Raw genomic sequence first — 12,896 nt, 5'->3', positions numbered from 1 at the left:
GGTGCGTGGGCCCAAGCGTCCTACGAGGCAGGCTCTGCTGCGATGGTCCACGCCGAAGGCGGTCGCGCACTGGCAAGCTCGCGCGGTCAGTCCCAAGCTCAAACGGTTGCAACGGTATTGGCGACGCGCGGGCGGGATGCCCGAACGATGGCGGCAACTCGACAAGTCGAGGCCCGAGTGGGCCGGAACGGCGTTACGCACGTTCGCCTCGAGCAGAACGTTGATGGCCTGTCGGTTTACGGGGCCTATGCGAAAGCAGCTTTCGACCGAAACGGCGACCTCGTGCATTTGATTGATCACTTGGCACCTGTCAGCAACGTCAGTCTGCCAGCCGCGAAGGTGGACGCCGCGCAGGCACTGACTAGCGTAGTGAAGTCTCTCCATCCGTCGGCGCCGAATGCCTTCAGCCGCCAGAATGCCAATGCAGACACCGTCACCTTTAGCGCAAGTCAGTACTTTTGGAGCTCGCCCACCGTAAAGGCCGTGGCTGTGCCGTTGGACGACGGAACGATGACCAGAGGTTGGCTCGTGCAGACCTGGAGCAGGGGAGACAACCAACTGCATTACACGCTGGTCAGCGCAAGCGATGGACGGATTCTGCATGTGGAGTCACGGACGAACTCTGACAGCTACAACGTGTTCGCGAAGAGCCCTCTGCAGGGTGGTCAGTCCACGGTCACCGGGCCCGGCGCGGGCAATGCCGTATCACCGAGTGGCTGGTTGAGCGGCGCGCAAACGACGATCAACATCAAAGGGAACAACGCAAGCGCCTATCTCGACGCCGACGCGAGCAACACTCCCGACGCGGGAGGGCAGGCGGTGAGCGGTGGCAACTTCCTCACTGGCGCAGACCTGGCGGCGGCGCCCAGTACGACCGGCAATAGAGCCGTCGCCGTACAGAACCTGTTCTATCTGAGCAATGTCATGCATGACGTGCTCTACGCATATGGATTCAACGAAGAGAACGGAAATTTCCAAGTCAACAACTTCGCCAAGGGCGGGTCTGGGAACGACCCTGTTCTGGCTGAAGCACAGGACGGGAGCGGTACCGACAACGCGAACTTCGCAACTCCGAATGACGGGCAATCTCCTCGGATGCAGATGTATCTGTGGACTGGAGACGCACCGTCTGGTTTTGTTCGCGTCAGTACGACCGACTACGGCCTTTACAGCTCTTCGTTCGGCCCGGTCCTGCCGCAGAGCGGAACGCCTGCACCTTTAGCCCTCTACAACGATGGAACGGGTGTCTCCTCTGACGCTTGCGAGGTGTCTACGGTGTCGCTTGCCGGAAAGATTGCGGTTGTCGATCGCGGCGCCTGCGACTTCACCGTGAAGGTGCTGAACGCGCAAAAGGCTGGAGCCGTCGCCGTAGTCATCGTCAACAACGTGCCTGGAAAGGCGTCCGCTCCGGGCGGGACCTCCGGGAAGGTCCGGATCTCGTCGGGCATGGTCAGCGCCGCGGACGGGGCGGCAATCAAGGCGGCAGTCAATCAACAGGCTGCGCTGCGCAAGAACTCCGTGGTCCCGCTCCAGATTGATGGAGACATCGACAGCGACATCGTCTTCCACGAGTACGGTCACGGCCTTACGTGGCGAATGATCGGCGGCATGAGCGGGCCGCTGGCAGGCGCAATTGGCGAAGGCGCATCAGACGTGAATGCCTTCCTCATGAACAAAGACGACATCATGGGCGAGTACGCGTTCAGCAACCCTGCAGGCATCCGCCGGTATCCCTACAACGGCTACCCGCTGACGTACAAGTCGGTCACCGGTGCGGAAGTGCATGACGACGGTGAAATCTACGCTGGAGCGATGTGGCGTGTTCTCGTCCAATACCGCTCCCTCGGACTTACGGAGGAAGCGCTCCACGCTGACTTCGTCAACGGCATGAATTACACGCCGGCTACTCCGACGTTTGAAAACATGCGCGACGGCATGCTGCAGGCGGTCGCCGGTTCGGGACGCGAATGCCTGATCTGGCGCGGCTTCGCTGGAAGCGGCATCGGCGTGGGAGCCAAGGGCGTGGTCGGCCGCCGGGGAGCGGTGACCATCACTGAGTCCTTTGCCTTGCCGGCAAACTGTCAGTAGAGCTCCGCTAAGCAAGGAGGGCGACGAGCCGTCGTCTCCCTCCCACATCGGCGCTTATGCGAGTTCGCCCTCATTTGCTGCATTGCTGAGCGACGGCTCTCGTAACTAGCTCGGTGTCTCCCGAGCTCTAGCACCTCGCGCCAGTAGTTGTGTCACTACGTCCAGTGGCCATCGAGCGGTTTCCTAGGAAATTCTTCACGGTTCCCATAGCTTGACCGAACGCAGGCAGATGGCCTTTCGCAGATAGAGTTGCGGGCGCTGTGAAAGTCAATGGAGTCATGAAACCTGAGCTGGAGAACGGACAGAGCCTCAACATTGACCTTGAGCCGGGAATCTATGAGATGGCTCGAGGTCGGAGCCGAGGAGGAGTGTTTCGTGCCGGCACCATTTGCGTGGGCGGCCTACAGACTACCGCGCTCATCACTCGGTAAGTCCAAGTGGAGTAGGGAGTTGACAGGTGATTCGGCCGGTCCATCGCTCATTCGCTGATCGGAACGGCTGCAATCAATCATCCCGGCTCCTGGATGTCTGGCGCTTCCACTGTTAGCAAGGACGAGTCGTCGAACTGCCCAGAACGGCTTATCCGACTCGCGTGCCGTTCCATCGTGCGCTCGAACAAATTTCGGGCGAATCGCCCATTGCCAAAGCCTTTGCCGGCAGACGCTGCTGCTTCCGTCAGCAATCGAGACGATTTCAATAAAGCGTCGTTCGTCTCCTTCATACTGGCTCTTCGAAGATATCCCTCGTATATGCGGTGCAACTCCTCCCCACTGTAGTCAGGGAAGTGAATTCTTTTTGCGAACCTAGACTCTAGTCCAGGGTTGCTTCGCAGAAAGCCGTTCATATCGTCTGGATAGCCTGCAACGATGACAATCATGTCATCTCGGCGGTCTTCCATGATCTTGAGCAGCGTCTCTAATGCCTCCTGCCCGAAGTCATTCTGATTTTGACTGAGCGAATAGGCTTCATCAATGAACAGAATGCCACCCGCCGCCGAGTCGCATAGCTGCTTGGTCTTTAGCGCTGTCTGGCCGACATAGCCGGCGACCATGCCACTTCTGTCCGTCTCAACCAGATGACCTTTCGACAAAAGGCCAAGCTCTTTGAAGAGCATTCCGACTAGCCTTGCGACTGTGGTCTTCCCGGTGCCTGGATTGCCGAAAAAGACTAAATGATGAGATAAAGTATTTGCCGGAATTCCACGCGACTCGCGCAGCTTGTTGACACGAATAAGGTCAACCAGCTTTCGAACTTCTTCCTTTACAGGATGCATTCCGACCAAGTCATCCAGAGCTGCCAGCAAACTCTCTAGACGGTCGTTGGACGTTTTGTCTTGAGGAGCTTCAACTACCGAGGACGGTGCGTGCGCTCGTGGGGCTTCGCGCTTCCTGGCTCCCGTAGACCGAGGTCCGAATTGCTGGTTGTTTATCCCTTCATCTGGCGGCAGCCCCAACAGCGACCGGAGCTCACCCATGTAAATCTTTCTATAGGTTTGCATGCCATCCAGCTTGTCCGTGCTAGTTATCGCGCCCTTCGCGTCAAGATAGCGAACGGCCGACAGGTCGTGGTCTTGTATGGTCGCGGCCGCATCGGTCCCCCTTCTCATCAAGTCAGCCGTAACTTTCGCCCAGGCAAGGACGATCGGTTCGAAGTCCCTCAGGTGTTCAGACCATTGCTCGTCGGTAAGCAGCGGCCGTCTGTCAATGTGAGCGTCATCCGGGATGCTGCGAGGCAACCGAGGACTCCCATAGGGCTCGTTTTTGCTATAGAGCCTGTTCTGAATCGCGATAATCGACCAGTCCAGATAGGTGCCGAACAGCGCCAAATACTCTTTATCGCTCAGGCTTGCCTGATGTTTCTGCCGAAATTCTTCTTGCAGCTCATCTTTTCGACGATCCGGACTCTTTCCCGCGTCGATAATCGCAACCAATTCTTCTGCTTCATCCGCTGCTAGAGCCTTGAGATGGCTGTAGATGTCAGGGGCGTTCATCATTGCGGTCTCCCAGAAAACATAGGAACAGTTATCCGTTGCGCGAGTGCCGCTCAAGCAGGAACTCGCCATCGCCATGTGAAGAAGCGACAAATTCCACGTCGGCATCCAGAAAGTCACGGGGCAGCGGTTGCACCGCGTTGGGGTTATGAACCAAAGCCGAAGGTTCCGAGTTGCCAAGTATCCCCTCGCCGTTGAAATCGACAGCCCAGATCGCGCTCACAGGTGCGTAACGGGGATCGAGGAAAGCAGACGTTGGAACGTTGGCGCCGGTAGGCTTGGTGACGTTAAAGCGCTCTTGGTATCCCTGTCCGACGGCTTTCAGCGTTCCTCGGTCGATGCGAATCTGATAGGGCCCGACCGGAAACACGGCTTCCACTGCATAGGGGAATTGGCTTATGCCGTTCAGCGCTGGAAAAGGCCCGTTTCGAAGGCGGCACCCGTTCACCGCGACGACGTAGACGTCGTTCGGTGAGACCACGCCAGTTTGGAGGTAGCCAGCAGTTCGGCCGTCTGCGCTGCCAATGAGCTTTTCAGCCTTGTCCTTTATGACGCTAGTCCAACGCAGCAAGATGGCTTCGTGGGGGACCGTCACCGCGGTGCTTGTCTGAATGTTTAGCCATTCTTGAGGAATCCCCACAGGTTCCGGACAAACGACTTCCACCCACACCTTCGTGTCACCGCACAAGAGCAGAAAGTCAGGACCGGAACCGATGGAAATCCTGGGTGCAAGTCGCGATCTCAGCCTGTCGAAAATCAGCGCTTCCGAGACGCAGGACCAGAACGTTCCCTCTGGGCCCAGAGTCAACTCGCGGACGTACTTACCGTCAGCGAACCCACTTTCGGCGAAAGCAGAGCAGATGCGTGCAAGCTCTGCTCGGTAAGTGGCAGTTGGTCCCTCGCCGGGGAACTTACTGCTTAGGCACTCCGAGATGCGTTGCATGTGACAGGGGCGTTTGACTGAAGCTTGCCAGAGTTCCACTCTTGAAAGTATTGGCCAACCGCTTAACTGGCTCACCCACATACGTAGGGGCTTGACTTGAAACGAATGTCTGACACAGTCGGTTACCTTTGCTCTGGCCTAGCTCACTGATGCGCACCAACCTACTTCTCGTCGCCGCCCTGCTGTCTGTCGCCTCTGTCGCATCCGCTAAAGGAGGGTCGCATTCTGTGAAGGGACACGTTACCAAGCAGGGGACGTACGTTGCTCCTCATCACGCGACTAATCCCAACGGAACCAGACGAGACAACTGGTCTAGCAAGCCGAACGTCAATCCGCACACGGGAAAGACCGGCAAGGTCGATCCTTACAGGCCTGCTAAGCCCCGCAATTAACCTTGCTAGGTGGCAGCTTTGCTGGCTGACCAGCGCCGTCCGTCCATTTGGAAAGTGCAGGGCTGCGCAGCCCCCTGATGGTCGAGCCCCACCCGCGAGCTCACCTGAATATCGGAAACTAGATGAACCTGTGCATCACTCGTGTGGCTTTTCTGGCGTGTGCATTCTTCTTGGGCGGCTGCTCAACGCTCGTTTCGTATCACCCCCGCGTTGTCACTGCTGAGCAAACCCTCAAGTTCGCTCAAGGCGTCGGTACGCTTTCCGAGAAGGCTGCGGACCACGAACTGTTCATGTACCCGACCTTCAAGATGCAGGGTACGAGCCAACCGACTTTCACGATCGGTTATGCGAACAATAGCGACCAAGCGCAGAACTTCTCAGTCGATAACGTCAAAGCGTTTTATCGCGGGATGCCTGTCCCGCTGTACACGTATACAGAGAAAGTCGAAGAGATCAGACAAGAAAAGCTCGGGAAGCAAATCGCCCTTGCGATCCTGGGCGGCGCGGCGGCGGTCGCCGCCGCCAACTCTGCTTCTCGCCAGACGTATACGTCGAACTACTCCGGCGTCGTGGGAAACCGCTACGGAGTGACTCGCTTCTATGGTTCAAACACCATACGCGTCTACGATCCGACAAGCGGCATGATCGCAGGCGCAGCTGTCGGTGGTGCGACGGGCATCGGAATCGGTCAGATTGAGTACAACTCTCAAGCACAGGAAGCGGCCGCAGACGCCATCCTTCAGGCAAACACCGTCGAACCGCAACGCATGGTCTCAGGGCAACTGATTCTGAAGAAGTGCTGCGACCAGTATGGTTCGCCAAACGACGCTATTCGCTTTGAAGTGACGGCCAACGGAAAACTGAGCGTGTTTGAGTTCTTACGGACTGCTGGGGGCGCTCCCGCGCCGCTTCCGACGGCGGCCTCTTCGTCGACGTCTGCACCCGTGACCTATGTCACTGCGGTGACGCCAGTACGTGGGCCAGAGACGCCGTTGTCCGCGTCCCGTCCGGTCCCTTTGACAGTCTCAGCTCCAGTTCCAGCTGCTGTGGGAGTCGTGGCACCGGCCACTACCGGCCCAGTTGCGCTCGGCTTGACCGGTGGAAAAGACTTGTTCCAAGCGGAACGCCTGCCAGAGACGAGAGCGTGTGCTTCTCCGCCGAAGCTGACGCTGACAGCAAAGGGAGGCGGCTACGAGACCTACTCGGTTCCTTGTGCAAACGGAGACTCGTTAGCCATTCGCTGCGAGTTCGGAAATTGCCGAGTGCTGAGGTAAGAGGTGGAGGCAAGGCTCGGGCGCAAGCGTCGCCTCCTTGCGACATCCCCGCCGCAGCACCCCCTAATGCTGCGGGTCCAATTGGCCGGTCAACTGGAGCACCGCCATGGCGAGATCGAGCGGCTACCGGTTTCGCGAGACGGCACCTGCCACTGACGCGGCAAGAAGGTCTTTTCTAGTGAGAAAGTCCGCTTCTGAAATCAATCCATTGTCGAACAGGTTCTTCAGAGTCAAGAAGTCAGCGTTTGCCTTTTTCATGCGACGGGACTTGAGGCGCTCATCAATCTTCGCCAAACTGGTGAGTGACCCGAATGCTTGGCGTGCGCCCGCGATGCGGGTGCTCCACTGTAGCGTCAGCCATTGCCACAGGAACCAGATTCCTGCGGCCGCGAATGCGAAGCAAACAGCAAATCCGACGTTCTCTAAGTAGCCGAGTACCGGCTCGATGTGTTCTCTTTCGAAGTCTCTGCGGTGGGCCATGAGTACAAAGTCCACCTCCTGCTGGTCCAATGCCGAGCAGTTTTCGGTAAAGCGGCGGTACGAGGTGTCGCATTTTTGGGCGGCCGCAAGCCGTGCCTGTTCCTGGGACATCGGCACATAGTGAGGCACGAACTTCCCTGCTAACGCGCTTCGGTCCGTGAAGTGGTACAGGATCAAGAGCGAAAAGAGCATCGCTGCCAGGAGAATCCAGCGCAGTAACAAGTTCTTGAACGTCATCTTGGCAGTTAGTGCTGCGCACCGCGCAACCGATAGTTGATTGTGGATGGCATTGACGGGCACTCGGCATGTTTGCGACACTCGCCTGCTTCCGATTTCCCATTGGCGCTGAAGCAATGGTCTCTAAGCGGCAATTAAAAATTCCGCCTGTACGCTTCAAATTCACAGTGCCTTAACCCAGCGAGCGTTCTTGCTGGCGGTAAATCTGCGTGCCCTGCAGTCGAATTCTCCTCTTGCGCATTGCTAGAGCCGGACTTCTTGTCAGCTGCTGGGTAAGCTGGGTTTCCAGCAATTCCTGTGCGCGTCTAGGACGACAGTTCTAAACTTCATTGCTCACTGAGAAACTTGACGATTTCAGTGTAGTGCACAGCGAATCCGATACCTTCGGTACCTTTGAACTTCATCGTGTTCACACCCACCACACGACCATTAAAGAACAGCGGTCCACCTGAGTTTCCTGGATTTATGGGCGTATCGGTCTGAATCAGCAGGGCCTTGTCGCCGCCTTGGGCCAACGCGCCCTTCATCTGACGCACGGCGCTAACCACACCGCGCGACAGACTGAACGTCAGACCTCGCGGATGACCGATTGCTTCCACCGTCTCTCCAGGTCTGAGGACAGTGCTGGCGAACTGGGCCGGCGGTCCGGGGCGATCAACCCGAAGCAAAGCGAGGTCCAACTGAATGTCTCGTCGCACGACCCTGCCGGTGAACAAGTCGCCATTGAACGCACGTAGTTCGACAGTCGACGCACCTTCAATGACGTGGAAGTTGGTCAGAATGAGGTTGGGCTCGACATAGAACCCAGCTCCTAATGAACCCTTGGGGTTCAGGACGACGACAACCGAACTCATCCGCGCATCAACGTCGGAAGTGCCTTCCGGGCGAACAGCAGACTGGCTCATGAGAGAAGCCTGCTGCAGGCCCCCGCGGGAACCAGAGCTTGCTTCCAAGACAGGAGCTGTCACGCGCATCGGTACGACTGGCGCAGTGCCTGTCGGCTCGAAAAGCGATGCCAGCCGAAGGCCATCGCCGACCTGCTTGGAATTTGGATCCACGCCCAGCACGAGCATTCGGGGATTTATTGACGGACCCGTGGAAGCAACCCGCTCCAGCTCGGCATCGCTAATCAATCCGCTCGCCCCAGAGCGGTCGGCATCCTTCTTCCCATATGCCACGCGGTAGGTCTTCTTGTCCTCCCTGCTAAAAGGATACGACTCGGCGGCCCGCTGCGATGCATCAGCCATGACGACGCGGCCACGAGCGACGCTGGCTACCTCTATCTCCGACACCACATAGCTGTACGAGGAATAAACATCTTCCTCCAGGTAGGGCGGCGTTTCGGCGAACTGCTGGCAAACGCGATTTGCGTTGCCATCAGACAGGCCAGCCGCGAGCCCTTGCAGCACGGAACCGAGCACTGATCTCTGTGGCGTCATCGTGTTTCGCGCGCTTTGCGCAGCGGCATCTGACTGAGCTCGTTGACAGCTGATGCGGGCGAGCTCGTATTGCGAGTTCGGAACCCGCCGCTGACCAGACACGTAAGTCGATTCGACGTCCTTCTTGTCGACGATTTTTCGGACGGTTCGGCTCTCGTCCAGCACGACAAAGATAGCGGGTCTCGCTCCGGCGTCGCTGACGTAGTCCTTCGCCTGCTGAACCGATTTCCGCCCGTCGGCTGGATTGTCGAACTGAGCGGCGGCCTCCCCTGATTTGGACGGACCGTCAACGACGAACAGGGCAGGGCGGCTCTGGGCAGCGCTAGACCGAAGGCCATACTCCTCAACAGTGTCCGCTGCCTTCAATTTCGCTAGCAGACTCGGATTGGACGACATTTTCGAGATCAACACCTCGCTGAAATCTGACTGAAGCGCCGGATCGGATTTCCACGCTGTGCTCGTGTTGCGAATGAAGGCCTTGCGGCTCGCTTCGTCTAGCTGACCCAGACGTGCGGAAAGCTTGGGCAGCGAAGCTCGAAACAGACCGCCCTGATTTGGAACCTCGGGGAATACGGATTCGAAGGCGATTCGCTCGTGCGGAAAGGCTTGGTAGACCTCCGAACTGTTCGCTGCAACCGCCTCCCGGCAAGCCAACACTTCGGCGTCGAGCCGTTGCAGATTCGGGTCGCTGGGCGCGTTTTCCGCAAGAAGGGTGTAGGCGACGTATGCAGCGCGATCGCGCTGTAGAGCATCTAGGAACGACCGAAAGCCCACAGGGTCCTTGATGAAATCGCCCTGGCCGCGCCGTTCTTCAACCTGTGCGATTCCGGGCTCGAGCAGCGGAGCTTTCACTCGCCGTGCATCGGCCAGCAAAGACTTGATCGAAGAATCGAGTTCCCTCTTGGCCTTAAAGTCCTTCGCGTTCGCTGCGTACAGGCTCAACGCCTCTTCGACTTTTCCCTCGGCGACCTTCTTCTTGAAGTCGGCAGCGGTCGGACTAACCATCGAGTCCACCAGGCCCCCGAGCAGCCCTAGTCCCTTGCTCAGACCCTGCGCTATGTCGTTGGCGATGTTGTCTGACGCGTTAGGTTCGGCAGCACGGGCCGAGCCGGAGATTATCAAGACTGCTGCAAGCGTTGACGCGCAATGGACAAGCTTCAGTCGAGTGAGTGGTTCAGACATTGCGCAGTCCAGATGCATTTTGTTACTTGCATCTTAGCTCCTCACACTGAGCCGGCGGAGGGTTACTGGCTGCCCAACAACACTACTGCTGCATCTTTCCTCCCTAGAGGTAGGGGAGCGCGGAGATTGAGTCGATGAAACGCGGGGAGGCAACCGGTGCCTAGGTCAAGGTCAATCCCTTTGGGCGCAATTCGTAAGGCACGCGACCTCCTTGAGCATCCAGACGACGTTGGCTGCACAGGAGTAGGGGCGGTAATACTGAGTCCTTTGCCTTGCCGGCGAGCTGTCAGTAAGAACTCCGCTAAGCGAGGGGGGCGACGATCCGTCGTCTCCCCCCTAAAGCAGCGCCGATGAGAGTCCGCGCGGGATCGGCCTCATGTTTGGTCAAAGGCTCTCGCCCCCAGCTCGGCCTCGCGAACTCTCGCGTATCGCGCCAATAGATTCAAGCTGCCTTAGGCTCATTCGACTGATGTCCAAGGAACTTTATGGCCTCCGGCATCTTCTGCGGATCCTGCGCAAAGCGGGGACGTAAATCGAAAGCAGACATGAGAAGGACCTTGCTGCGACTAAGCATCGCACCATCGGGATGTGCGCGGAAGTCTCGCGATAGACATTGCATCCGATTTCGCATGCAAAGCATTCGTGAGATCGGGTCGGCTTGCCACTCCCTCTAATAGCGACCCCGAGCAATAGCTTGCTGAATGCCGGCGGGTGAATCAATGACGGCGTCAAGCCTTCGAATGGCTGATGCCGTAACTTGCACGACCGTCGTATCGTTGAGGGCATGTTTACTGACGGTCCTTCCCCTTTCAGGCCGCGCCGCGAGTCACATTCGTTGGCGGTGACGTTGTTCCTCCTAATAGTGGCGGCGCTAGGCCTCTACGCGGTTTCCGAGCGCATGCGAGCCGCTAAGCCACGCACAGTACGGGTTGAATCGACGACGCGACCGGTGATCCATTCATCGCCGCCCGCGGAACAACTACGCGCGCCCGTAAAAGTTGAACGCCGACCGGAGACTGCCGTCTACCAGCGCCCGCGGTACGAGGCGCCCCCCGCGAGCTCCACTATTTACCTCTGTAAGAGCTACGCCGGCAGCACCTTCTGGACCAATGGCACGTGTAGCAGTCAGAAGGCGACCATCGATAGGATCGCCTCTGTGCCGGGCGCGCTACCGTTCGACGAGCAGGTGGCGATGGCAAGCCGAGAGGCGGCGGCCGCGGCAGAGCTTTACGGAGGGTCGATGAACGCTGTTGCGGTCGGCGCGACGGCCACGCCTGCACCTCAGGCATCGGAATGCCAAGCTCTCGCCGACAGAATCCGGGCCCTAGACGCATGGGCTCGACAGCCCCAATCAGGTCAGATGCAAGACTCGATTCGCACTGAGCGGATGTCTGTGATGAGCCGTCGTGCTGCCCTTCATTGCTAACGTGATGGGTGTTTGAAGAAGTCGCGCCTGCCTAACCCATCGAATGACGACATCGCGGGCAGAAGAGTCCCTTGGTTAGGGGTATCTTTTCGTAACAACGCTGCTACCGTGCCCGTACTTCAATGGCATCGGGAGACGGATGTGGCGAAACTGCGTGTGCTGGCGGCGATCGTGGCAGCTCTCGTCTGCGTGGCTAATCCGCAAGTTGCCGTTGCACGAGGGGGTGGAGGACACGGAGGCGGTCACGGAAGTTCTCACTCGGGTTCGCATTCGAGCTCACATAGGTATTCCGGAGCGCACCACTCCGGGTATTCATCTCACAGTTCTGCCGGACTGGCTACTTCGCGTGCAAGCGTTGCTCACTCGACACAGCGCACAACGAGCACATCACACGCCATCAAAGGCCACTACAGCAAGGATGGGACATACGTGGCCCCGTCGCGAGCGACCAACCCGAATCACACCCGGGCAGACAACTACTCCGCCAAGGGGAACGTGAATCCGTACTCCGGAAAGGTTGGCACCAAGTCGATCGCGCTAAACAACTCAATCCACGTCGCGGTCCCATTGGTAGCGGGCCGACTTACCAATGGATCGCAGTCCACTCGCTCGGGTGCTTCAACATATGCGCCAACAAGTCCTGTGTCTCCAGGATACGTTTCATCGGCAGACGCCGGCAGCAAGCCGGAACTTGTTGGCGCTGCGAAGTCTGCCGAGGAACAGCCAACGGCGCGTTGCGCTGACGGAAGCACGACGACATCTCAAAACAAGAGCATCGCGTGTGGGACGCGTGGTGGGGTTGCGCAATGGTTACGTTAGCCGCATGAGCGACGGTGCATCGACTTAATCGTGCCGGGCTCCGGAGCTGTTGGCCACCAGCGCCGACTTTCTCGTAGCTCTTGACTTCAAGCAGGATGTCGTTCTTCTTGACAGGGCGATTGCACCCACACAGCTCCATTCTGCGCAGATAAAGAAGTACGAAGGAGTGTCTGCACGACCCTGGACCTTGGACGAACTTCTTCTGAAAACCGGCACGTCTGCCAAACCGCCTCGTTCTGTTCTCGGCAAGCTCTACCAGCACCGCCCTCGATTCCCGGCTGCGAAGTCTTTTCTCGGATGCGTATCGAACGCAGGCTCAGTCACGACGCACCGAAGGTCGAGTGCGAGGAGTCGGAGGTTGCTTCATTGCCCGCGACGATCGTTTCAAGCGTCCAGGCCGCTATCGCCGAAGATCTAGGAATCTCGCCGTCCGCTGTAGACGCGGGTTGCGCCAGGGCGAGCCTTGACGCTTCCTCCGGTATCAGCCTGGGAGCCGACGTTGATCGACTGGCGAAATTTGTTGGATCTGCTCGGAATCAGCTTGGAGTCGTTCAAGGCCGGTCGCGGTCAAGGGATCGACCTGCGCTACGCGCCTTAGATTTCGGCTCCCCAAAACGTAGATTCCA

The 12,896-nt window shown here is 58.3% G+C and carries 6 protein-coding genes and 1 pseudogene; 3 read left to right on the top strand and 4 right to left on the bottom strand.

Annotated features, from left to right (window positions below; all coding sequences use genetic code 11):
* Positions 1-42 precede the first annotated feature (42 nt).
* The gene (locus ASC76_RS24660; RefSeq protein ID WP_162247107.1) at positions 43-2,088 is read left to right on the top strand and encodes a M36 family metallopeptidase; all 2,046 of its coding nucleotides are present in this window, start codon (positions 43-45) and stop codon (positions 2,086-2,088) included.
* Positions 2,089-2,596: 508 nt separating this feature from the next.
* On the opposite strand, the gene ASC76_RS24655 is transcribed toward ASC76_RS24660, so the two are convergent.
* Together ASC76_RS24655 and ASC76_RS25270 are read right to left on the bottom strand one after the other, a co-directional pair.
* Positions 2,597-4,078 carry an AAA family ATPase gene (locus ASC76_RS24655; RefSeq protein ID WP_162247106.1) on the bottom strand — a complete coding sequence of 494 codons (1,482 nt, stop codon included), beginning with the start codon at positions 4,076-4,078 and terminating at the stop codon, positions 2,597-2,599.
* A gap of 31 nt (positions 4,079-4,109) precedes the next feature.
* Positions 4,110-5,021: a hypothetical protein gene (locus ASC76_RS25270; protein WP_157615521.1), complete on the bottom strand. Its 912-nt coding sequence runs from the start codon at positions 5,019-5,021 to the stop codon at positions 4,110-4,112.
* Positions 5,022-5,535: 514 nt separating this feature from the next.
* Here ASC76_RS25270 and ASC76_RS26590 point away from each other — a divergent pair.
* On the top strand, positions 5,536-6,687 hold the full coding sequence (locus tag ASC76_RS26590; RefSeq protein WP_157615519.1) for a hypothetical protein: 1,152 nt from the start codon (positions 5,536-5,538) through the stop codon (positions 6,685-6,687).
* Between the two features lie 123 nt (positions 6,688-6,810).
* On the opposite strand, the gene ASC76_RS10490 is transcribed toward ASC76_RS26590, so the two are convergent.
* Both ASC76_RS10490 and ASC76_RS10485 read right to left on the bottom strand, forming a co-directional pair.
* Positions 6,811-7,404 (bottom strand): hypothetical protein, encoded by a 594-nt coding sequence (locus ASC76_RS10490; RefSeq protein WP_056465229.1) that lies wholly within the window; start codon positions 7,402-7,404, stop codon positions 6,811-6,813.
* A gap of 326 nt (positions 7,405-7,730) precedes the next feature.
* Positions 7,731-10,025, bottom strand: coding sequence for a S1C family serine protease (locus ASC76_RS10485; protein ID WP_162247105.1), 2,295 nt, complete (start codon positions 10,023-10,025; stop codon positions 7,731-7,733).
* A 2,288-nt stretch (positions 10,026-12,313) separates the two neighbouring features.
* Between ASC76_RS10485 and ASC76_RS26585 the strand changes: the two are divergent.
* A pseudogene (locus tag ASC76_RS26585) lies at positions 12,314-12,688 on the top strand (dsDNA nuclease domain-containing protein); the annotation flags it as partial.
* Positions 12,689-12,896 lie beyond the last annotated feature (208 nt).

This window comes from Rhizobacter sp. Root404, assembly GCF_001425865.1.
Taxonomy (GTDB): domain Bacteria; phylum Pseudomonadota; class Gammaproteobacteria; order Burkholderiales; family Burkholderiaceae_C; genus LMDS01.
This window is presented reverse-complemented; position numbering and strand designations above follow the sequence as displayed.